Consider the following 22,110-nt stretch of genomic DNA (forward strand, 5'->3'; position numbering starts at 1 on the left):
GAACTTCTCTGACACAGCCTCTCCTCGCCAAGACCGCTTTAGTCGGATGGTCGAGCAGTATCCATAAATGGGATAATCCAGAGTCAATGTGGCATTCCAACAACTCCAATTTCCCACATCTCTTCTCAGGAGGTCAGTCGTTGTGCAACCGATCCTGGATCCCAAATGGCATAACTTCATCAAGGTGGCCAAGCTGGGCAGCCTGACCCAGGCCGCAGTGGCGCTGGACGTACCGCAGTCTATGATCAGTCGGCATATATCCCAGCTCGAGCGGGAGTGCGGCGTGCGCCTGTTCAACCGCACCGGACGCGGCGTTACCCTCACCGATTTCGGTCAGCAGATCCTGCCGCGGATCGAGTCGCTGGCGGAGGAGTCGGAAGAGATCTCCGATGTGATCCGGACTTCCGGAGGCGTGCCAATCGGCGAAGTACGGGTCGGCCTGCTTCCGTCCTCCGTCGCCCCTATCGCCGGGCCACTGTTTCGGCTGGTGCAGGAGCGTTACCCAAGGATCAAGCTACACCTGTGCGATGGCAGCAGTGCGCACCTTGAGGAGCTGATCAACGAGGGACGTATCGACATGGGCATCCTGCTGCGTGAAGCAGACGTATCATCCTCCGACGAGTCGGTGCTGGCCCAGCCCAAACTGATGCTGGTGGGGCGTACGGGCAGCCCTGCGGTGGCCCAGACCACGGTGGAATTGGCAGCTCTGCGCAACCTTCCCTTGGTCCTGCCTTCGCGCCCACACCCGTTGCGCATGCGCCTGGAAAAGCTGTCGAAAACCCACGACATCGACTTCGATTGCGCCGTGGAGGCCGACTCGATCCGTCTGCAATGGGAAATAGTCGCCGCCGGCGGGGGCTACGCGATTACCTCGGGGCTGTTCGAACACATCGACGATCCGCGTTTTTCGGTGGCACGGATCGTCAAACCCGAGTTGCTGCGTAGCGTGGTGCTGGCCAGCTCGCTGCGTCGCCCCAGTACCCTGGCGACGCGCACAGTGCAGAAATTGATCGAGCAGGAAGCACCGCTGCTGCTGAAAAACCGGGAGTGAGACGCCCAGGGGCTAATCCCCCCGGGTGAGCACTGCACGGTTGAGCAAGCCCTGATCGGCCACCACCGTCTGGCCTGTCATGATCCGGTTCTGCCGCGACGCCAGGAAAGCATAGAGCGGGCCGTGATCCTCCGGTGTCGGCAGCTCCTGCAGCAAACTCAGCGAGCGGAACATCGACAGGAAGGCGTCGGTTGGGATGTCAGACTGCTTTTGCGCGCTGAGCCCCAATGCATGTGGGCCACTCAACTGGCTGTTGGCGATGCCTGCCGGCGCCACCGCGTTGACCCGCACATGCGGCGCAAACTCGAAGGCAAGCTGGTTGACCAGGCTGCGTATAGCCCCCTTGCTCGCGCTGTACGCCGCCCCGCCGCCGTCAGCGGCATAGGCAGCCGTAGAAGTGGTGAATACCATGGCGCCCCCGCTGGCCTGCAGAGCCTCGCCGAACACCCGTGCCGACAGCAGGTAGCCCTTGACGTTGACGCTGAGCACTTCGTCGAACAGCGCGTAGAGGCGATCCTCGGCCATCTCGGCGATGGGTACGTTGCCATCGAAGATACCCTGGGTGCCTATCAGCGCATTGAGCCGGCCATGACGTTCGAGGACGGCCTCGCGACAGGCGCGCAGATCGGCCAGGCTGGTCACATCGCCCTGGAGCACCAGTACGTCGGCACCGAATTCCTCGCGCAGCGCTGCAACCTTGGCCGCCGAAAGCTCCATGACCGCCAGTTGGGCCCCCTCGGCCAGACAATGGCGCGCCACCCCCAGGCCCAGGCCGGAGCCGCCGCCAGTCACCAGTACCACGTGGTCGTTGAGCAATGACATAGAACCTCCAGATCAGATGGGACGGATCAGGGCAGCGAACGACTCATGCATGATGCGCATGTGTTCGGCCTTGTCGCCGCCGCTTATTTCTATTTCCCCCAGCCGCGCGGAGTTATGCACCACCATGCGGCAGCGTTCCCAGCGGCGCAGCTGGAAGGCTTGCAGGGCATCGGCCAGGCTGGCACGGCGCTCCAGTTCCTCGGCCAGGACGATGGCGTCCTCGATACCGATACAGGCGCCGGATGCCAGGTGTGGCGTGGTGGCATGCACCGTGTCGCCGATCAGTACGACGCGGCCGCGATACCAGGGCTGCTCCACCAATAGCCCCTCCAGTGGACGGAAAATCACCAGCGAATGCTCGTCGAGACTATCGCGAGCAGCGCGTACTTCCGAGGCGCTAAAGTTCTCCAGTAGCGCCTTCAGGCGAGTCAGAAACTGTTCGGGCGGCACATGATCGTTGTGCGGGCGGTCCTCGTTGACGAACAGATACATCTCGCTGCGCGACACCGGATTGAGCCCCACCTTCAGATGATCGCCAACCCAAAGCATGGTACGCGTGATCTGCGCTGGCCGCGGTAGTACCGCACGCCATACGCCCTGACCGCTGTAACGCGGTTTCGGCGCGTCCGGCAGCAGGCTGCGGCGCAACTGCGAATACAGACCATCGGCGCCTATAAGCAGGTCATAGCGGCGTCGGTTGCCATCGCTGAAATCCACCGTGACACCGTCTACGTCTTGCTCGAAGCCGTTTAGGGTACAGCCCAGGCGCACATCGGTGCCGCTGGAACGGGTGGCGTCGGCAAGGATACGCGCCAGTACCGGACGCATCACCGCACCGCTGCCCGGTACGTCATCTCCGGCGATACGCGGGGTATCGACCTGGCTCAGCAGTGTGCCGTTTGGCGCATAGATATCTAGGCCATCGCAGGCGTAACCCTCCTGCAGGAAGCGTTCGAGGATACCCAGGGTACGAAAGGCCCTGAGCGTAGGACCGCCGATGCTGATGCCGGCGCCGTAGTTGCGCCAATCCGGGTCGATTTCCACCAGGTCGACGTGGATACCGCGTTTGCGCATCTCAATGGCCGCCGACATGCCGGAAAAACCACCGCCGACTACCAACGCGGACTGAATGACTGTTGCCATGACTGTTCTCCAACGGCTAGCGGGAGGGAGATGCCGCTGCCGCCTCTTGTTGTTATTAGGGTTCACCGCGCAAGAACGGCGGCCTGCTCCAATCTTAGGGACAAAGCCGGCGGCAGCCACCTGCAAAAGGTGCAACGCAGTTATCTGCCGGCAGCCATGCACACACCGAATAGCAGCCATCCAACCGCTTGCCTAGCTCGCCGCCTGACCACTTCGTAACCTCGGGCCACGCAAGGAGTCCGTACGATGAAAACACTTCCGACCTTTCACCATGAAATCACCGGTAAAGCCGGAGCACCTTGGCTGACCTTTATTCCCGGCATCGGTAACGATGCCGACTTCTGGGCAGACCAGGCCAAGGCACTGTCCCAGCATTTCCGGGTGCTGCGATTCGATCCCTGGGGTCACGGCCGCAGCCCGGAACCGCCGCATGATTGTCGATTCGACGATATCCGCGACGGCGTGGTGCAGCTCTGGGATCAGCTTGGCATCACCCGCTCCGGCGTGGTCGGGCTCGGCTTTGGTGGTTCACTGGCGCTGGCCCTGGGGCTGGCGTACCCCGCACGGGTCGAGCGTATCGCTGCCTTCTGCTGCCGTCCGCGCCAACCAGACGACCGTCGCGACTTCTGGCAGGCGCGTTGCGAGGCGGCGCAGGTCCAGGGCATGGACAAACTGGCGGATATCACCGTCGACCGCTGGCTAAGCGCGGCGTTTCGCGCCGATCACCCTCAGGTAGACCAACTGTTGCGGCGCATGATGAAGGGCACCACGTTGGCCGGCTACCTGGCCTATGTGCGCGCCTTTATCGAGATGGACTTCAGCGCGCAGTTCGCCGAATTGCAGGTGCCCACCCTGCTGGTGGCTGGCGAGCACGACCACGGTGGCGGCCCGGTAGCGGACATGCAGGCGATGAACCGACAGAACCCATACACCACCCTCGCGGTGCTCGAGGGCGTCGGCCATATCTGCAACCACGAAGCGCCGGCCGAGGTGGAGCGCCTGCTGCGCCAGTTCTTTCTGGACTGATTCAACGCCCGGCCGGCGGCCTGCCCGTCGGCCGATCCTACGAACGACAGAGACAACAAAGATGACAAGACATGTCGTTATCGTTGGCGCTGGACACGGTGGGGTCAGCCTCGCCTCCGCGCTGCGCAGCCAGCACTTCGATGGCAGTATCACCCTGCTCAGCGACGAGGGCGACCTGCCCTATCACCGCCCACCGCTGTCCAAGGCCTTCATTTGCAGCGACACGCCCGAAGTCGAGGAAAAGCTGCTACTGCAGAGCCGCGACTTCTACGATCAACAGCGTATCGACCTGCGCCTGGGCGTGCGGGTCAGCGCCCTCGTCCCGGACGCCCGGCAGTTGATTCTGGATGACGGCAGCCGGCTCGCCTACGACGACCTGGTGCTGGCCACCGGCGCCCGCGCCCGCCCCCTGCCGCTGCCCGGTTGCGACCTACAGGGAGTGGTGCGACTGCGCACCCTGGCCCAGGCTCGCGACTTGCGTCAGCGCCTGGCGCAAAGCAACGCCGTGGTGGTAGTCGGCGGCGGCTTTATCGGCCTGGAGCTGGCTGCCACCGCTCGCCAGCTCGGCAAGCAGGTCACCGTACTGGAAACCGCCGGGCGCATCATGGAGCGTTCGGTTTCGCCGCAGGTCTCCGCCTACGTCACGGCCAAGCATCGCGAAAAGGGCATCGACATCGAACTGAGCAGCACGGTGCAGGCCTTCCTCGGCGAACATGGCCGGGTGAGCGCGGTGCGCGGTGCCAGCGGGGAATGGCCGGCCGACCTGGTGATAGTCGGTGCCGGCGCACTGCCCAACAGCGAGCTGGCCGAGGCCGCCGGCATCGCCTGCGCCAACGGCATCCTGGTCGACAACCATCTACGCACCTCGGCGCCGCGGGTGTATGCCATCGGCGACTGCGTGGCCTGCGAGAACCGCTACGCCGACAACGCCCGGCTGCGCCTGGAGTCGATCCAGAACGCCAACGATCAGGCGCGCATCGTCGCCCAACAGATCCTTGGCCAGGACGCTCGCTACGAGGCCCTGCCCTGGTTCTGGAGCGATCAGGGTGAGATCAAGCTGCAGATGGTCGGCCTGTCTCTGGGTTGCACCGACTACGTAACTCGCGGCGACCCGGGGCGGGGGCGTTTCTCGGTGTTCCACTACCGCGACGAGATCTTGATCGCGGTCGACTCGGTCAATCAGCCGCTCGACCACGTTCTCAGCCGCAAGCTCTTGGCGGCGGGTATCTCGCCGGACAAGACGCAAGTGGCCGACACTGGCTTCGACCTGAAGAGCCTGCTGGCCTGAAGCATCTGCGGGGCCGCGGCCGGAGCGCCCGGCCCCGCCTCCCCCCCTTCGGTCGCCCGCCCCGGCAAGGCGCGAGCGGCTGCATGCCATCGCGCCCAAGGAAATGACCATGCTCACTCGCCTGCTCGGCAACCTCTCGGTCGGTGCCAAACTGTCCCTGGGCTTCGGCCTGGTGCTGCTATCCACCATCGGCGTAGCGGCCACCGCCTTCCAGGCGCTGCATCTACTCGAAGCACGCGGCACGATCATCCGCGATCTCGGCGGCGCCCGCGCACTGATGTTGCAAGCGCGCGAGGCGGAAAAGACCTTCTCGCTGAGCCTGTCGCAGCAGGCCGCCGCTAACGTCGAGGAGTATCTCGGGCAACTGACAGCGCTACTCGAAGGCCAGCGCCAGGCATTGCCCGGGACGGTCGCCGCCTCCGCGATGGCCAGCGACTACCTGACGCAGTTTCAACGCTACGACCAGGCCATACAGGCCGAACGCGACGCCCGTATCCGCATGCAAGACCTGGCGCAGTCGCTCGGCGAGCGTTTCGCCGGCGTGCAGCTAGACCAGCTCGATGCGCTCAACGAACTGGCTGATACAGCCAAACCGGTCAGCCCCAGACTGGCCATGTTGCTGGATCAGGCCGCACAGCTGCTCGACAGGCTGGCCAGGCTGCGCGACAGCGAACTGCACTACGCCCACGAAGGCAGCCTGCCGGCCCGCGACGACTGGGAAACGCGAATGACCGAACTGCTCACCTACATGGACAGCCTGACTCGGCAGCTGCAGGGAAGCGCGCGCGAGTCGCTGGATCAGGCCAGCGTGGCGCTGGAACAGTACCGCGTCGCCTTCGGCCACTTCGTCGCCAGCCGCGAGCAGGCAGGACGCAGCCAAAGCGCCATGCGCCTTGCCGCGGAACAGGTCGAGTCTCACCTGGCGGCCTTGGCCATGGCGCAGGAACAGGCCTGGCAGCAGCTCAGTCGCCAGGTCGTGCAACTGCTCGGGCTGATCCTGCTGCTGGCACTGGCGTGCGGTATCGGCGCCGGCTGGCTGATCCGCCAACTGATCGTGCAGCCACTGCACCAGGCCCTGGAGCTGACCCGCAGCGTCGCCGCCGGCGACCTCAGCGCAACGTTCGCGCGCCAGCAACGTCGCGACGAGCTGGGCCAACTCGGCAACAGCGTCGCCAGCATGCTCGACAGCCTGCGTGCGCTGGTAGGGCGTATCGGCGAGGATGTCGCCCGGCTCAACCAGACGGCCAGCAGCGTGGTTCAGATAGTCGAACGCACCACCCAGGGCGTCGAGCAGCAGAACAACGAAACCGAGCAGACGGCCAGCGCCATGCAGCAGATGACCGTCAGTGCCCAGGATGTAGCGCGCAATGCCGGCGCCGCGTGCGAGGCGGTGCTCCAGGCCCGGCACCAGGCGCAGCGAGGCGACGAACTGGTGCGCCAGGCCGGTACCAAGATCGACCAACTGGCCGCCGAGATGGTCGGCTGCAGCGATGCCATGCAGCAGTTGCTGCAAGATAGCGGCGCCGTGGGCCAGGTATTGGAGGTGATCGACGCAGTCGCCGAGCAGACCAATCTGCTGGCCCTCAACGCCGCTATCGAAGCCGCGCGGGCCGGCGAACACGGGCGAGGCTTTGCCGTAGTCGCCGACGAGGTGCGCCAACTGGCTCAGCGAACCCAGGCGTCCACCGAGGAGATCGCCGCCATCGTCCAGCAGTTGCGCCGCGGCAGCGAAAAAGCAGCAAGCCGTCTGCAGGGTAGCCAGACGTTGACCCGCGACAGCGTCGAGTTGGCCGCACAAACCTCGCTCGCACTGCAGGCGATAAGCCAGGCGGTGTCGCACGTCGAGCAGATGAGCCAACAGATCGCCGCGGCCGCCGAGCAGCAGAGCCAAGTCGCCGAACAGGTGGGCAACAGCATGCAGCGAGTGCGTACTATTGCCCAACAAAGCGGTGCCGCCAGCCTGCAACTGGAGGGCTCGGTACGCGAACTGGAACAGGTCGGCGCCACCCTGAATGCGGCCGTGGCGGGTTTTCGTACCTGAGTAACCGGCGGCCTCGCAGCCTAGGCTCGGGCCACCAGCACGCCGCTCGTCCCTGCGCTCGAATGCACCGGCTGCGGATGATGGCGAAGGTCAATACCAACGCGGCGCGAGCACCATCCTGCCCGAAGCACCAGAATGGAGCCCCTCAACCGAACGTTGGCTGCGCCGGCGCAGGCGGCTCGCGCAAGACCAAACGGCAGTGGCGGCTTGCGACCGCAGCGGGCGCCGACGGGATCGTCGCAGCACATACCAATCAAATAGGCGCAAAGATCGACTCGACCTCGCCAACCCTGACCAAGGGATGGCATGCCCGATGACGATTCCATTCGTGGCGGATTGCCTTGGCCGTCAATGAGAACAACAAAAAAGCCCGGCTCGGGGCCGGGCGCGGTGACGGGAAGGAGCCTCCCGCACCATCAGTGGAGCCGGTGCCGGTCAGGTCGGCAGAACACCGCGGGCGGCGAGTAGATCTAGGGCGACGTCGACGATCATGTCCTCCTGACCACCGACCATGCGCCGCTTGCCCAGCTCGACCAGGATGTCCACCGCCTTGAGACCGTACTTGGCAGCGGCTACTTCGCTGTGGCGCAGGAAGCTGGAGTAGACACCGGCATAACCCAGTGCCAGGGTTTCGCGGTCGACCCGCACCGGCCGGTCCTGCAGCGGGCGCACCAGATCGTCGGCAGCGTCCATCAACGCGTAGAGATCGGTGCCATGGCTCCAGCCGAGCTTATCGGCGGCGGCGATGAACACTTCCAGCGGCGCGTTGCCAGCGCCGGCGCCCATGCCGGCCAGCGAGGCGTCGATACGGTCGCAACCCTCCTCCACCGCGGCGATGGAGTTGGCCACGCCGAGCGACAGATTATGGTGAGCATGCATGCCGGTCTCGGTTTCGGGCTTGAGTACCGCCTTCACCGCCCGGAAACGTGCGCGAATATCGTCCATGTTCATCGCTCCGCCGGAGTCCACCACATAGATGCAGGTGGCACCGTAGCTTTCCATCAGCTTAGCCTGTTGGGCCAGGCCCTCCGGGGTCTGCATATGGCTCATCATCAGGAAGCCGACGGTATCCATGCCCAGTTCGCGGGCGTACTCGATGTGCTGCTTGGACACATCCGCCTCGGTGCAATGGGTGGCCACGCGCACCACGCGGGCACCCGCGTTGTAGGCGTTCTTCAGGTCATGGATGGTGCCGATGCCGGGCAGCAGCAGGGTGGCGATCCTGGCGTGCGTGACCACATCGGCGGCCGCCTCGATCCACTGCAGGTCGGTATGGGCGCCGAAACCGTAGTTGAAGCTGGAACCCTGCAGGCCGTCGCCGTGGGCGACTTCGATGGAGTCGACCTTGGCCGCATCCAGCGCGCGGGCGATGGCTTGCACCTGGGTCAGGCTGTATTGGTGGCCGATGGCATGCATGCCGTCGCGCAGGGTGACGTCGGAGATATAGAGTTTCTTGGCAGTCATGTCCGTCTCCTCAGGCGTTGTTCATCGCCTTCGCCATACGCTCGGCAGTAGCCAGCGCGGCGGAGGTCATGATGTCGAGATTGCCGGCATAGGCCGGCAGGTAATGGGCGGCGCCTTCCACTTCGAGGAAGATCGAGGTCTTCAGCCCGGAGAATTCGCCGTGCCCGGGGATGTGCAGCGGCGCGTGCTCGGGAATCACGTCGAACTGCACGCGCTGCTTGAGACGATAACCCGGCACATAGGCCTGTACGGCGGCGGCCATTTCCTCGACGCTGGCCTCGACCTGCGCCTGATCGGCAAACTCGGACAGCACATAGACGGTGTCGCGCATGATCAGCGGCGGCTCGGCCGGGTTCATGACGATGATCGCCTTGCCCTTCGCCGCGCCGCCGATCACCTCGATGGCCTTGCTGGTGGTCTCGGTGAACTCGTCGATATTAGCGCGAGTACCCGGGCCGGCCGATTTGCTGGCAATCGAGGCGATGATCTCGGCGTAGTGCACCTTGGCCACCCGCGATACCGCGGCGACCATAGGAATGGTGGCCTGGCCGCCACAGGTGACCATATTGACGTTGCCCGCCGCCAGGTGCTGCTCCAGGTTGACCACCGGCACGCAATAGGGGCCTATCGCGGCCGGCGTCATGTCGATCATGCGCAGTCCGGGTTTGTACCCCCGCAGCAAGGCGTCATTTTGCACATGAGCAGACGCACTGGTGGCGTCAAAGACGAAGTCGATCTCGTCGAAGATCGGCAGGCGAGTCAAGCCCTCCACGCCTTCGTGAGTGGTGGCGACACCCATTCGTGCTGCGCGCGCCAGACCGTCGGACGCCGGGTCGATGCCGACCATGGCGCCCATCTCCAAATGCTGCGCATTGCGCAGGATCTTGATCATCAGGTCGGTACCGATATTGCCGGAGCCGACGATGGCTACTTTGCGTTTAGCGTTCATAACTAGAGCCCAATCGATGTTCTAAGGTGGGAGCGTGCCGGTCAGCCACGCGCGGGCGCGGCGACTTTCCTGAGGGCGAGGAATACGCCGATGAAGCCGCTCAGCAGGCCGCTGATAAAGCCGCTGATACCGTTGCCCAACGAGTTGTCGAACGCGTTCTGCGGGAATGGCACGAGGAAGTGATTGACGGCGAATGCCAGGATGGCGGCGATCAGACCGCCAACGATGCCGGCGAAGATCGCTTCTTTGATTACGAGGTTCATGCCAGGGTCTCCATTGTTGTTGTTCGTTCAAACCCAGCGCCGCAACGCGCGAAACCATCCGGGTGGCGTTGAGCATACGAACCGCCTTCACCGGCCAGCCAGACGCTGCATGGCATAGCAGTTATCTTGAAACGGTATACACGGCAGGCGGACTAGAGCCCTGCGGCAAACTCGTCCAGGCGCTGGATGTTGCGGCCCAGGTAATGGTCGACGCCGTGGCCAGCGAGGCCTCGTTCGGCCTCGAACAATTTGGGGCGGACGAAACGGTAGCTACGCATCACCGCAGCGAGTTGACCTTCTGCCGCCACACTGTCGTGCTGCAGTCGCTGCATGTCGTCGAGGATTTGCCGATCCAGGGCGGCCAACACCTCCTCGTTCAACGGCAGGCGCGGGTGCATGACCAGACCGCCGTAGGGGCGCATCTGGTGCAGCACCAGTACCTGGCCCTGGCGGAGACTGAGTCGATGCAGCTGCTGCTTGAGCGCCGGACTGCCGGCGGCCTGGTCTCTATAGGACTGTTCGGCGGCGGCCTCCAGCTGAGCCTGGGCCGCGAGCAAACGATTGATGGCCAGCGGCGAAGCCTTGCCCTCCCCTGTGACCAGGGCCTGCAAGGCATCGGCGAAAGCGGCGAACTTGCCGGCAAGCGGTGCCAGGCTCGGCGCCCTCATCAGCGAGGTCATGACCTCCAGGCTGGCCAGCTGGCGTTCTCGTTGCTCCAGAGCCAATTGCCCGGCCAGCGCGTCGTAGTCCAACAGTACCGCCGACAGCACGCGCCAGCTCTCGCTGCGTAGCGCCTGCAGCCTGTCCGCCGACACCTCGCTCGCGGTTACATGCCCGCCGCTTAGCGCCAGTAGCGCCGCTAAGAGCAGTGCCCTCCCTCTAGTAGCCATCGCGCCTTCCTTCTGCGTCACAGCGGGGCGCAACCCGCCAAGGATCAGGCGAACCGTACCGAGCAGCTGCCGACGCCGCCGATGGACACGCGCAGGTTGTCGCCAGCCCGTACTGGGATCATCGGCCCGAGGGAGCCGGAGAGGATCACCTCGCCGGCCTTCAGCGGCATGCCGAGGTGTCCCAGGGTGTTTGCCAGCCAGGCCACCGCCACCGCTGGCGAGCCCATGCTGGCGGCCCCGGCGCCGGTGGCGACAATCTCGCCGTTCTTCTCCAGCACCATGCCGCACAGACTCAGATCCACGTCCTGCACCGGCACCAGGCGGTCGCTGAGGACGAACACGCCGCAGGAGGCATTGTCCGCCACGGTGTCCTGGATCTTGATCTTCCAGTCGCGGATACGCGAATCGACGATCTCAAAACAGACCATCACCCCTTCGGTAGCGCGCAGCACATCGGCCACGGTGACGCCCGGCCCCATCAGGTCGTGCTTGAGAACGAAAGCCAGTTCACCTTCTGCCTTCGGCTGGATCAGCGAGGCTGTGCTGATCGCCTCGCCGGAGTTGACGGTCATGGCATCGGTGAGAATGCCGAAGTCCGGCTGGGCGACACCCAGCAGGTTCATCACCGCCTGGCTGGTCACGCCGATCTTCTTGCCAACCACCCGCTCACCATCGTCCAGACGCCGGGCGATCAGCTGCTGCTGAATGGCATAGGCGTCCTCCAGGGTCAGTTGCGGGTAGCGCTCGGTTAGCGGCGCGATGGCCTCGGCCTGGCGCAGCGCGTTATGCAGCTCGGCGCCGATTTCGTGCAACAGGGCGTGCTCGATGCTCATGTTCGGATCTCCGCCTCAGATGGGTTCGCTCAAGGTCAGCAAGGCACGCTCGACCACAGCGGTCTGCGCCTCAACGGGGGCGCGTGCCTGTTCCAGACGACCTAGTTCCATCGAACACTCGGTTACCAGGCGACAGCGAGCCTCGCGGCGCTGCATAAAGTGGGCGTAGGCTTGCTCGACGCTGTCGGCCAGGGCCAGCTCCTCGGCCAGCACCAGGGCATCCTCGATACCCATGCCGGCACCGGAAGCCAGTTGCGGCGTGGTCGGGTGTGCGGAGTCACCGATCAGCAGCACGCGCCCCTGGTACCAGGGCGCGGGTAGCACGAAAGCCTCCAGCGGACGGAAGTTGATCGCCGGGTTGTCCTTCTCGCCGAGCCCCTCGCGGATTTCGCCGAGAATGCCGCCGTAGCCCTCCAGGCGTTTGGCCAGTTCGCCGTGGAACTGCTCCGGCTGGATGAACACCTGTGGGGTGCGTTCGAGCAGGAACATGTACATGTGCGTCGCCGATACCGGGGTGAAGCCAACCTTGTGCGGCCCGCCGAGGAAGTAGGTGCGCCGCTCGACGCTGGCCGGCCGTTCGAGGAACAGGCGCCAGCAGCTCTGCCCGGTGTATTCGGGCTTGGGCGCGGCGGGAAAGATCAACCCGCGTACCTTGGAGAACACGCCGTCGGAGCCCAGCACGATGTCGTAGCGGCCGCGGCTGCCGTCGCTGAAGGTCACGTCGACACCTGCCTCGTCCTGCTCCAGCGCATCGACGGTCAGCCCCAGGCGGATCGGCGCGCCGCCGGCGCGCGCATGGCGGGCGAGAATGCCGTGCAGGGTCGGGCGCATGATGCCGCCGCTACTCTCGGTGGGGCTGCCTTCCGGCATCGGCGTGGCCAGCTTGCGCAGCGGCTGGCCCTGGGTGTCGCAGACCTGGATGCCTTCGCCGACATAGGCCTCGTCGACCATGTCCGGGTAGACACCGAGCTGATACAGCGCACGCAGGGTCGGCCCGGTGATGGTCAAGCCGGCGCCGAGGGCGCCCCAGTTGGGATTGACGTCGATCATCTCGACTTCGACGCCGATACGTTGCAGGGTGATGGCGGCGGACATGCCGGCCGTGCCGGCGCCGACGATCAGCGCCTTTTTTACTGCTAGGGCCATGAGCGGGATTCCTTGTTCTTGTTCGAGTACGCAGGACCGATCAGGCGGCCCTGAGGAAGTTGGCCACCAGCTGACAGAAGGCAGCGGCATGTTCGATCTGCGTCCAGTGGCCGCAGCGACCAAAGATGTGCAACTGGCTGTCGTCGATCCACTGCTGCAGGGTCAGCGAGGTCTGCAAGGGGATCACCTGGTCGTCACGACCGTGCACCAGCAGGGTCTTGTGACCGATGCCGCGAATCTCGGCCTCGCCATGGGCCATGGCCTCCACCCAGCGCTGACGCGGTGCCGGGAACATTGCTGCATAGGCCTCCTGCACGCCTGCACGCTTGCTGGCTTCGTAGCGCATACGCACCAGGTCGTCGCCGACCAGTTTCTGGTCGTAGGCGAAGATGCGCATGATGGCGCGCATGTTGTCCTCGGAGGGGGTATAGCCCCACACCGCATCGAGGCCGGGCGTCAGCTCGAAGGGCACGCCGACGCTGCCCATCAGGATCAGCTTGTTGACCCGCTCGGGATGGTGGATGGCCAGCGCCAGGGCCATGGAGCCGCCGAACGAGTTTCCGATCAGGTTGACCCGCTCGATACCCAGGGCGTCGAGAAAGGCAACCATCTGCTCCAGCCACAGCTGGCGCGAATACTGGATGTCGGCGGGCACCTGGCTGTAGCCGAAGCCGGCCAGGTCCGGCGCCAGCAGGCGGAACTCGCCCTGCAGCGCCTGGATGCTCAGGCGCCAGTTGGCCCAGGCGCTGACGCCCGGCCCGGAGCCGTGCAGCAACAACACCGGCTCGCCGCTGCCGATGTCGTGGTAGTTGGTGACGATGGCCCCGGTCTGAACACTCTGACCGATTTCCGGATTCACTTGGCTGTTCATGCTGGCTTCCTCTCTATCAGGCGTCTGCACGGCGCCAGACCAGGCGGGCGGTGCGGGCTTGCGGGGTTCCGTCCTCAAGACGGGCGCTGAGGGTCAGGGTGCCGTCGGCCCCCAGTTCGAAGCGGCGTTTCTGGCTGCCGCCGACCCAGTTGGGAAACAGGCTGATGTCAACCAGATGAGTGATGGTGTCGCCGCTCACCTCGTAGCGGCCGCCATAGGCCAGCATGCTGCCGTAGGCCTGGGCCTTCTCTGCGTCGCTGGCGTTCCACTGCCCGCCGCTGGCGAAGTTCGGCCGCTCGGCAGCGGCGATCATGCAGGCCATATGGCCGCTCTCGGTGTACTGGATGAAGCCCTGCAGGCGTTCGCCCATGGGCAGTTCACGGCGACCGTCGTCGAAGGCCTGCTCCCAGGAGATCACCTCCCAGCGGCCGACCGGATTGAGTGGGGTTGCGCTCATGCTCGCGTCTCCTCTTCGCGCAGCTGCTCCGTGAGGAAGGCGGCCACGACGTCATTGTGTTCGGCGGCGCTCTCGAACTGGGCCCAGTGCCCGGTATCCGACGCGCAGTGGAAAGTGCCTCGCTGCACCTGGCGGGCGATATGCTCGCCCAGGGCCGGCGGTGTGCGGTTGCGCTCGCCCCAGTAAACCAAGGTCGGCTGGCGGATCTGCCGGGCCAGAGCGTCGGTCACCAGGTGCTTGCGAATGATGTTGCCGGCCAGGTATTCGGCGATGAACTGTTGCTGTACGGCGGCCAGTGCCGGCTGGCGATATAGCGCCTGACGCACCATCACTGCTTCATCGGTAAGCCTCTCGGGGCGGGCCAGGATGCGCGCCATGCGCGTGCGCACGTTGTCGAAGCTGGGATCGCGCAGCACCTCCAGGGAGCTTTGCAGGTTGCTTGCCCAGTCCGGCTCGACATAGCCGGGCATGGCGCCGTCATCGGGCGCATAGCCCATGGTGGTGGTCAGCACCAGCGCGCGCACCCGCTCGGGGTGACGCAGGGCCAACTGCATGGCCACCCAGCCGCCGAGCGACTGCCCCTCGACGAAGGCACTTTCCAGCCCCAGCTGATCCATCACGTCGACCACCTGATCGACCAAGTTGGGGATGATCTCCGGGTCGTAACCCTCGGTCTGCGACTTGCCGTGCCAGAGAAAATCCAGGGCGACGACATGGAAATACTTGGCCAGCTCGGCGATGTTCAGCGCGTAGTTCTCCACATGGCCGCCGGTGCCATGCAGCAACAGCAGCGCCGGCCCGGAGCCGGCCTCGATGATGCGGGTACGGTACTTGCCTTGAAGCTGTCGTACCTGGCTGTGCAGCAGTTCGATCCAGTAGGGCGTCTGAGCGGCTGTGGTCACACGGTTTTCCTCGAATAGCGGCCAGGACCGCCCGTGCCGCATCCGCTGCGGGTGCGACCGGGCTTACGTAGCTGCGGGTTTAGGGTTTCTGTTCCTTGCTGGCGGAGATCGGCCCCTTGAGGGTGCCGTCTGATTTCTCCAGGCCGAAGGTCCATTCCGAGAAGATGTGGGCGACTGCGGCGAAGTCCTGTGCCTCCCACTCGGCGGTGACGATGTCCTCGTCGGCGGCGTACTCCCAGGAGCCGCCGAAGGGCGTCTGGAAATACCAAAAGCAGGCCGAGGAAATGGTATGGCGACCAGGACCGGCGAAGGTTTTCCAGCCCAGGGCGTCGAGGTGCTGACCACCACCGATCACCTCGTGGATATCGCGCACCTTGAAGGCCAGGTGATTGAAGCGGGTGCCCGGCACCCGCGCATTCATGAAGAACACATGGTGGTGGTTGCCGGCCGGCGAACAGCGCATGAAGATGCCGCGGTCGGCATAGCGGTCGGAGATGAGGAATCCCAGGCGCTCGATGTAGAACCGCGAGGCCTGGCCGGCATCGTCCACACCGATGGCGACATGGCTGATCTCACGCGGCTTGGCCACCTTGTAAGCCGGGGCACGGCGATTGATGCGGTCGGCGTTGCCCGGCGCGTTATAGCGGGTCACGTCGTAAGGCAAGGCCTTGCGCTGGGCGATGCGAAAAGCCAGGTTGATGCCCAGGTCATCGACGCTGTGCAAAACGCCCTCAGCATCGAATTCGGCGCGCCGATCCTTGCCCAGCTCGTCGGCCAGCGCCTGCAGCGTGGCCTGATCCTCGACGCCCCAGACCAGCTCGCACAAGCCGCTGCCGCCGCCGATGGGCGTACGCCGCGGATCAGCCGGATCGGCCGCGACCACCTCGACCTCCGAGCCGTCCACGGTACGGAACAGCTTGACCTCAGGGTTGGCGGCCGGCACGTAGGACAACCCCCAATCGGCGGCGAAGCGGCAGGCTTCGGCCAGGTCCTCGACGGCAAACTTGACGCACTCGACGCCGGTGAAGCGGAAACCCTTGTCCACTGCCATGATGATCCACCTATTCGTTCTTATTGCTCTTGGTCACTCGCGCGCCCGGTTAACGAGAGCCACCCCGCACGCCCATGCCCGGGGTCGCCTCCGGGCAACACCGGCACGCGTTTCATGGGGCGCCTCGCCCCTGTTGCGGTTCATCTTATGAAGGCCTCGCGCAGCGAGCCAGCGAGCTGCGGGCAAGGCAGATATCCATCCGGTGCAAGGCTCCAACCAAATGCGCCGGGCTATGCTGCGCACCTTTGCTCAGCCTGGAGAGGGCCATCATGCGAGCCTGGCCCGACGCCCTACGCGCGCTGCGTCATCGCAACTTCCGCCTGTACTTCGCCGCCCAGGGCATTTCCACCCTGGGGCTATGGGCCCAGCAGGTTGCCCAGGCCTGGCTGGTCTATCGGCTGAGCGATTCCGCCGCGCTGCTCGGCCTGGTCAGTTGCCTGGGGCTGCTGCCACAGCTGCTGATCGGCCCCCTGGTCGGCGCCTGGATCGACCGTCATGACAAGCGCCATCTGCTGATCGTCGTGGAGGCTCTGCTGTGCCTGCAGGCGGTGGCCTTGGCGGCGCTGACGGCATTCGCGCTGATCACCCCCCTGGCGCTGGTGCTGCTGGCGACCTTGTTCGGCGTACTGACCGCGCTCGATACGCCGCTGCGCCTGGCACTGGTCAGCGGCCTGGTCGATTCCCACGACGACCTGCCCAATGCCCTGGCGCTCAATGCCACGCTGTTCACCCTGGCACGCTTCCTCGGCCCGCTGCTGGCCGGGCTGCTGCTCGGCCTGGTCGGCGAAGCGCCGTGCTTCGCCTTCAATGCGCTGAGTTTCGTGCCGCTGCTGCTGGCCTTGCGACGCATCCGCATGGCGCCGACACTGCGCAGCCCGGGCTCGCTGCGCCACCTATTGGCCGAAGGTTTGAACTATGTACGGGGCGCGCCCGAGGCGCGTTCTCTGCTGCAGAGCGTGCTGATGGTCAACCTGTGCGCGAGCGGTTACGCGGTGCTGCTACCGGTATTGGCCCGCGATACCTTCGCCGGCGATGCCCTCACCCTAGGCTGGCTGTGGAGCGCCGCCGGATTCGGCGCTCTGCTCGCCAGCCTGCTGTTGGCGCGCCTGGGCGCTCTGGCCAACCTGCCCCGACTGATTCATCTGTGCGCGGCGCTTTGCATCGCCGCCCTGCTGCTCGCCGCCAGCGAACGGCTGTGGCTGACCTTGCCGGCCATGCTATTGCTCGGCTTCGCCATCGCCGGCAACAACCTGGGCAGCAACATCGTGCTGCAGAACAGCGCCCCGGAAGCGCTGCGCGGCCGGGTGGTCGCACTCTACAGCGCCACCCGCTTCGGTTTCGACGCCCTCGGCGGCCTGCTGGTCGGTTTTAGCGCCCAGCACCTGGGCGCCGCGCCGACGCTCGCCGGCGCGGCACTGCTGCTGGCGATCTATTGCGCCTACACGCGCTGGCGTCAATTCAGCCCAATCCCTCGGCAGTGAGCGCCGCACGCACAGACGGACGCTGACCGATCCGCTGGAAGAACGCCAACAAATGAGGCCAGCGGGCCAGATCGAGGCCGATGGGCGCTATCCAGCGCAATGCGGTGAACAGGTAACCGTCGGCCACGCTGAAGCGCTCACCGACCAGGTAATCACGATCCTGCAGGTGATCGTCCAGATGGGTCAGGCGCCGCTCCAGATTGACCCGCGCCGCGCGCTTCCAGTCGTCCTTGGCCATGGGGTTGAAGAAGGCGCCGCAGGACTTCTGTAGTTCGCTGCCGACGAAGTTCAGCCAACCCTGCAGGCGATAGCGTTCGAGGCTGCCGTTGGTCGGCGCCAGGTGTTTTTCCGGCACCAGATCGGCGATGTACTGGACGATGGCCGGCCCTTCGCTGAGCAGTTCACCGGAGTCCAACAGCAGTGCCGGCACATAGCCCTTGGGGTTGATCGCCAGGTAGTCGGCGCCACCGGCGGTACGTTTGCTCTGCAGATCCACGGCTTCGGTCGCGAAGCTCACACCAGCTTCGTACAGGGCGATATGCGGGCTGAGCGAACAGGCGCCGGCTTTGTAGAAGAGTTTCATCGAGGTGCTCCAGCTAGGCCGCGGCCACTTCAAGTGCCGCTGACGAATCGATCGGAAAACGCCAGGCAAAAGAAAGCCGAGGCCTGGGCCTCGGCTTGCAGCTGCAGCGGCTCAGGCCGCGGCGCCGCCACTCGGCTTACGTGGGCCGTTGAACGGCGCCCAATTCTCTTCGAGCATGTCCAGCAGGTAGGCCTGCGCGTTGTCGGCATGCAACGGGAGTTCGCGCGGCACCCAGTCGTCGTCGAACTTGTCCATGTCGGCGTCGTACTCGAAGCGGCAACCCAGCGGGCTGTCGAAGTACCAGAACCAGTTGGAACCGAAACCGTGACGGCCCGGCCCCCAGAAGCTGGAGTAACCCAGCTCGCGGAAACGGTGACCGGCCTGCATCACCTCGCTCGGCCCTCCCAGATGGAAGGCCATATGCTCGACGCCTTTGAGCTGCGGCGGGGTCTGGATGAGGAACATGGTGTGGTGTTCGTAGGTGCCTTTCGAACGCATGAACGGCCCGCCGCCGAGACGGTCGTTGACACGGAACTGTAAGCGCTCGACGTAGAATTTCTCGGCCGCAGCCACATCCGGCACGAACAGGGCGAAGTGCCCCAGGCTGCGCGGTGCCGGCAACGCATCGAGACCGTCGACCCCGAGTACATTGACCGCGCGTTGTAACGGCGCCCCGGGGGCGTTGATCTTCTCTACCGGCATCTCGATCTCGCGACGGCGAGTCAACTGGAACACCAGCGGAATGCCCATGTCGTCGAGCGACTCGATGGCGCCGTCGGCCAGGCGTTTGACTTCGCGATCCTTACCCAACTCGGCAGCGATCTCCTCCAGGCTCTGTGCATCGGCCACACCGTAGACGATCTTGCGTGCCTTGTTGGTCGGGCTGAGCGGCGGCGGCAGCGCAGGATCGTCGCTGGCGCAGATAATCACCCCGGTGCCGTCGCAGGTCTCGAACAACAGGCCGTCGCGCACCTGGCCGACCGCCTTGAGGCCGAAATCGGTCATGTACTTGGCCGCCACTTCGACGTCGTCGACGCCGAAGACCACGGCGTCCGGTCCGATAATATTCATGAATCTTTGCTCCGTTTCAGTGACTGCCGGGTTAGGAAGTAATGCTGACGTTCTCGCCGCGACGCAGCGCCGCCATGCGCTCGTTCAGCTCGCCATCGACGTAGTACAGTTCGGTGTAAAAGCCGATCTGCTCGCGGGTGTCCCAGTAGCTCCAGCGGCAGTTGCCGAACGGCCCCTGAAAGAAACCGGCCATGGCCTTCTCCAGGCCCTGCTCCTCGTAGTGATGCACCGCCTGCTCGTACTCCTCGGCGCTGGTCTGGCGAAAGCCAATGTGATGCGGACCATAGCCGCGGGTCTCGACCCAGTCCTGGTACAGGCTACGGCCGCCATCGTGGCGCGCCAACTCGATCAGGGTGTCGCCAGCGAAACCGTAGGCACAGCTGAACTGGAAATCACCAGGCCGGCCGCGGTACTCCTTCTCGGTCTGCGCCTTGGCCAGGTCGTAGGCGACGTTCCACACCTCGACGCCGTTGGTCTTCTTCCACATGTCCATCGCTGTCTCGAGATCCGGGACGACGAAGCAGATCTGGTCGAACTTGCGGCCGATCAGGTTCTTGGCAATCTCACTCATGGCTCGCTCCTTTTCTATTCCTGCACGACACGCAGGCTGATGGCTCCGGCCGGGCAGTCGCGCACCACTTGCTCGATCTCGTCCTTGCGCGAGATATCGACGAAGCGCAGCTTCAGATGGGCAATGTTGGCCGCCGAATCCAGCTCGAACACGTCGTCGGAGCCCAGACACAGGCCGTAGCCCTGGCACTTCTGGGTATCCAGGATCACTTCCACTTTTTCGCTAGCCATAACTCGTCTCTCTTGCTCTGGTGTTACAGGAAAACGCCGAGATTGGGCGTGTGCAGCACCGTCTCGGTAATCAGCGCCTTGCGCTTGAGCAACTTAACGCCGGCGTCGGTGACGCGCAGCAAGTCGTGCCGGCGCACCGGAATCACATCACCGAGATCGTCGTGACCGCGCTGGCGATAGAGGATCATGGCGCTGATCACCGAGATCACATCGGCGCGCTCGGTCGCCTCCACCAGAACGCTACCCACCACGCGCAGGGTGCGCGAGGGAGGCACCTCGGCCCAGGCGTGGTCGCTCTCCAGGCGGGCGATGCGTGTCTGGATATGCGCCTTGCAGTCCTTGATGCGGAACGCACCTTCGGGGAACTCGTCGGCATAGGTACGCATGGCGATGCGGATCGGCACGTCGTAGTCGATCTCGTCGTCGAGCAGGGCGAACCAGTCGCGGAAGCGTCGTTCGTCGAGAATCAGCGCCTCGCGGGCGAGAAAGTCGCTGGCGATTTCACGCAGCTCGTGCAGGTTGCTCATCACTCACACTCCCCTTCACCCAGGCACTTGTCGGCATTCGAACGGGCGGCGCTCTTGCCTTCGGTCATTTCCTTCGCCCAGCGGCGCCAGAAACGCTCCTGGCTGTACTCGCCGTAAACCGAACGGTGGAATTCGCCCGGCCCTTTCCAGTCCGGATCGGGCCCGCTGCGCTTTTGCTGGTAATTCAGGCGCACGCTTTTACTGCGCGCCCAGGGGCTGGAGGCCACCTTGGCGATGCCTTCCCAGACTGCGGTGTCGTCCTGCTCGAAGATACCGCCGGAACCGAAGCCGAACTGCCCGGCCATATAGGCGCGCGCCTGGAAGTCCTCGGGCAGGCAGGCGTACTCCAGTTCGTAGTTCCACAGCTCCATCACCCCCGGCGCCACCGGCTGCCACATGCGGATGCTGGTGAAAGGGATTGGCATCTGCCCCGGTACGTCAGGCTGCGGGAAGCGCAGGAAGCTGAAGTTGGGGAAGATCGTGCCGATGGTCGGCGGCACGGTGCGAAGCATCTCCAGCTGCACCTCGTCGAGCTTGGACAGGTCGAACTGAGCGCGCTGCTCCTCGGTATAGCCCCACATGTCGAACATCGGCGCGATCAGCTCAGGCAGTGCGTGGCCGATGAAGCTGTTGCCATTGCCGAAGTCGTAACCGCTGGCCATGCTGCTGACCTGGTTGACGCCGGGGATGAACTCCGACAAGGCCGCCGACAGGTGCGCGGTGCTGACGTGGTAGGCGTCGCCGCTGAAGTTCTCTGCGCCGCTCTTCCAGTCGGCCTTGACCACGAAGCGTTCCGGCTCCTTGATCACCTTCATGCCGTCCGGGTGCAGGCCGAAGATGGCGTCCATCATCCAGGCCGCCCCGCCCAGGTATTCGCGCAGCGGTGGCACGTCCTCGCTCAGCGAGGCGAAGACGAAACCGTGGATGGCCTCGACCTTGGCGGCCTTGAGCAGGCCCCACTCCTTCTTGTCCAGCGGGCCGCCGTAGGCATCCTTCAGGTGGGGGGCACCGGCCCAGTCGCCGTTGTTGCGATAGACCCAACCGTGGTAGGGGCACTTGAAGTGCTTGACGTTGCCTTTGTCCTGATGACACAGCTCGGTGCCGCGGTGGCGGCAGTGGTTGAGCATGACATTGATCTGGTCGTCGTCGTCGCGGGTGACGATGACCTTGTCGATACCCAGGCGACGCAGCACATAGTCGCCCTTGTTGGGAATCTCCGAGGTGTGGACGACGAAGATCCAGTTGCGCGCGAAGATGCGCTCCATTTCGGCACGAAACACCTTGTCGTCGCGGAACACCTCCACCGGCAGCAGGCCTTCGTCCATGCCCTGCTCGACGCGCTGACAGAGCTCGTCGAGGTACTGATCCGGGTTACCGGGATAGATCAGATCGTAGTTGATCACGGCTTGCTCTCCTCACTACTTGTTCTTGTTCGTTTCGAGCCACGGAG

23 protein-coding genes and 1 pseudogene are annotated in these 22,110 nt (G+C 64.7%); 6 read left to right on the forward strand and 18 right to left on the reverse strand.

The window, feature by feature from the left end; genetic code table 11:
• Positions 1–142 precede the first annotated feature (142 nt).
• A complete protein-coding gene (locus I0D00_RS16890) occupies positions 143–1,051 on the forward strand; it encodes a LysR family transcriptional regulator (RefSeq protein ID WP_213640984.1) in 909 nt (302 codons plus the stop codon).
• Positions 1,052–1,063: 12 nt separating this feature from the next.
• On the opposite strand, the gene I0D00_RS16895 is transcribed toward I0D00_RS16890, so the two are convergent.
• Together I0D00_RS16895 and I0D00_RS16900 are read right to left on the reverse strand one after the other, a co-directional pair.
• A complete protein-coding gene (locus I0D00_RS16895; protein WP_213640985.1) occupies positions 1,064–1,873 on the reverse strand; it encodes an SDR family oxidoreductase in 810 nt (269 codons plus the stop codon).
• A gap of 12 nt (positions 1,874–1,885) precedes the next feature.
• Positions 1,886–3,016: an FAD-dependent oxidoreductase gene (locus I0D00_RS16900; RefSeq protein ID WP_213640986.1), complete on the reverse strand. Its 1,131-nt coding sequence runs from the start codon at positions 3,014–3,016 to the stop codon at positions 1,886–1,888.
• Positions 3,017–3,262: 246 nt separating this feature from the next.
• Between I0D00_RS16900 and I0D00_RS16905 the strand changes: the two genes are divergently transcribed.
• From I0D00_RS16905 to I0D00_RS21900, 4 genes and pseudogenes are all read left to right on the forward strand, one after another.
• Complete coding sequence (locus tag I0D00_RS16905) at positions 3,263–4,042, forward strand: alpha/beta fold hydrolase (protein ID WP_213640987.1); 780 nt, start codon at positions 3,263–3,265, stop codon at positions 4,040–4,042.
• Between the two features lie 61 nt (positions 4,043–4,103).
• Positions 4,104–5,330: an NAD(P)/FAD-dependent oxidoreductase gene (locus tag I0D00_RS16910; protein ID WP_213640988.1), complete on the forward strand. Its 1,227-nt coding sequence runs from the start codon at positions 4,104–4,106 to the stop codon at positions 5,328–5,330.
• A 934-nt stretch (positions 5,331–6,264) separates the two neighbouring features.
• Positions 6,265–6,516, forward strand: a pseudogene (locus tag I0D00_RS21895) (HAMP domain-containing protein); the annotation flags it as partial.
• A complete protein-coding gene (locus tag I0D00_RS21900; protein WP_420850833.1) occupies positions 6,508–7,371 on the forward strand; it encodes a methyl-accepting chemotaxis protein in 864 nt (287 codons plus the stop codon). The pseudogene I0D00_RS21895 and the gene I0D00_RS21900, both read left to right, overlap by 9 nt.
• 435 nt (positions 7,372–7,806) lie before the next feature.
• Here I0D00_RS21900 and mhpE read toward each other — a convergent pair whose 3' ends face one another.
• The 10 genes from mhpE to I0D00_RS16965 all read right to left on the reverse strand — a co-directional run bounded on the left by mhpE (position 7,807) and on the right by I0D00_RS16965 (position 16,197).
• Positions 7,807–8,835, reverse strand: coding sequence for a 4-hydroxy-2-oxovalerate aldolase (gene mhpE, locus I0D00_RS16920; RefSeq protein WP_213640990.1), 1,029 nt, complete (start codon positions 8,833–8,835; stop codon positions 7,807–7,809).
• 10 nt (positions 8,836–8,845) lie between these two features.
• On the reverse strand, positions 8,846–9,784 hold the full coding sequence (locus tag I0D00_RS16925; RefSeq protein ID WP_213640991.1) for an acetaldehyde dehydrogenase (acetylating): 939 nt from the start codon (positions 9,782–9,784) through the stop codon (positions 8,846–8,848).
• Between the two features lie 41 nt (positions 9,785–9,825).
• The gene (locus I0D00_RS16930; protein WP_213640992.1) at positions 9,826–10,047 is read right to left on the reverse strand and encodes a hypothetical protein; all 222 of its coding nucleotides are present in this window, start codon (positions 10,045–10,047) and stop codon (positions 9,826–9,828) included.
• 152 nt (positions 10,048–10,199) lie between these two features.
• Complete coding sequence (locus I0D00_RS16935; RefSeq protein WP_213640993.1) at positions 10,200–10,937, reverse strand: hypothetical protein; 738 nt, start codon at positions 10,935–10,937, stop codon at positions 10,200–10,202.
• 44 nt (positions 10,938–10,981) lie between these two features.
• Positions 10,982–11,770 (reverse strand): 2-oxopent-4-enoate hydratase, encoded by a 789-nt coding sequence (gene dmpE, locus I0D00_RS16940; protein ID WP_215730963.1) that lies wholly within the window; start codon positions 11,768–11,770, stop codon positions 10,982–10,984.
• Between the two features lie 15 nt (positions 11,771–11,785).
• Positions 11,786–12,916 (reverse strand): FAD-dependent oxidoreductase, encoded by a 1,131-nt coding sequence (locus I0D00_RS16945; protein ID WP_213640994.1) that lies wholly within the window; start codon positions 12,914–12,916, stop codon positions 11,786–11,788.
• Positions 12,917–12,956: 40 nt separating this feature from the next.
• Complete coding sequence (locus tag I0D00_RS16950) at positions 12,957–13,787, reverse strand: alpha/beta fold hydrolase (protein WP_213640995.1); 831 nt, start codon at positions 13,785–13,787, stop codon at positions 12,957–12,959.
• A gap of 16 nt (positions 13,788–13,803) precedes the next feature.
• The gene (locus I0D00_RS16955) at positions 13,804–14,244 is read right to left on the reverse strand and encodes a lipocalin-like domain-containing protein (RefSeq protein ID WP_213640996.1); all 441 of its coding nucleotides are present in this window, start codon (positions 14,242–14,244) and stop codon (positions 13,804–13,806) included.
• Positions 14,241–15,146 (reverse strand): alpha/beta fold hydrolase, encoded by a 906-nt coding sequence (locus tag I0D00_RS16960; RefSeq protein ID WP_338050435.1) that lies wholly within the window; start codon positions 15,144–15,146, stop codon positions 14,241–14,243. The genes I0D00_RS16955 and I0D00_RS16960 overlap by 4 nt, the downstream gene beginning before the upstream one ends.
• A 79-nt stretch (positions 15,147–15,225) precedes the next feature.
• Positions 15,226–16,197 carry a VOC family protein gene (locus tag I0D00_RS16965; RefSeq protein ID WP_213640998.1) on the reverse strand — a complete coding sequence of 324 codons (972 nt, stop codon included), beginning with the start codon at positions 16,195–16,197 and terminating at the stop codon, positions 15,226–15,228.
• A gap of 269 nt (positions 16,198–16,466) precedes the next feature.
• Here I0D00_RS16965 and I0D00_RS16970 point away from each other — a divergent pair, with 269 nt between their 5' ends.
• Positions 16,467–17,678, forward strand: a complete 1,212-nt coding sequence (locus tag I0D00_RS16970; RefSeq protein WP_213640999.1) for an MFS transporter — start codon at positions 16,467–16,469, stop codon at positions 17,676–17,678.
• Here I0D00_RS16970 and gstA read toward each other — a convergent pair.
• The 6 genes from gstA to I0D00_RS17000 all read right to left on the reverse strand — a co-directional run bounded on the left by gstA (position 17,656) and on the right by I0D00_RS17000 (position 22,063).
• Complete coding sequence (gene gstA, locus I0D00_RS16975) at positions 17,656–18,261, reverse strand: glutathione transferase GstA (RefSeq protein WP_213641000.1); 606 nt, start codon at positions 18,259–18,261, stop codon at positions 17,656–17,658. The genes I0D00_RS16970 and gstA overlap by 23 nt on opposite strands.
• 111 nt (positions 18,262–18,372) lie before the next feature.
• Complete coding sequence (locus tag I0D00_RS16980) at positions 18,373–19,332, reverse strand: VOC family protein (RefSeq protein WP_213641001.1); 960 nt, start codon at positions 19,330–19,332, stop codon at positions 18,373–18,375.
• 31 nt (positions 19,333–19,363) lie between these two features.
• Positions 19,364–19,903 (reverse strand): VOC family protein, encoded by a 540-nt coding sequence (locus I0D00_RS16985; protein WP_213641002.1) that lies wholly within the window; start codon positions 19,901–19,903, stop codon positions 19,364–19,366.
• A gap of 14 nt (positions 19,904–19,917) precedes the next feature.
• The gene (locus tag I0D00_RS16990) at positions 19,918–20,133 is read right to left on the reverse strand and encodes a ferredoxin (protein WP_213641003.1); all 216 of its coding nucleotides are present in this window, start codon (positions 20,131–20,133) and stop codon (positions 19,918–19,920) included.
• A 23-nt stretch (positions 20,134–20,156) separates the two neighbouring features.
• Complete coding sequence (locus tag I0D00_RS16995) at positions 20,157–20,660, reverse strand: aromatic-ring-hydroxylating dioxygenase subunit beta (RefSeq protein WP_213641004.1); 504 nt, start codon at positions 20,658–20,660, stop codon at positions 20,157–20,159.
• Positions 20,660–22,063, reverse strand: coding sequence for an aromatic ring-hydroxylating oxygenase subunit alpha (locus I0D00_RS17000; RefSeq protein ID WP_338050436.1), 1,404 nt, complete (start codon positions 22,061–22,063; stop codon positions 20,660–20,662). Before I0D00_RS17000 ends, I0D00_RS16995 begins: the two co-directional genes overlap by 1 nt.
• Positions 22,064–22,110 lie beyond the last annotated feature (47 nt).

It is taken from the genome of Pseudomonas lalucatii (assembly GCF_018398425.1).
Taxonomy (GTDB): Bacteria; Pseudomonadota; Gammaproteobacteria; order Pseudomonadales; family Pseudomonadaceae; genus Aquipseudomonas; species Aquipseudomonas lalucatii.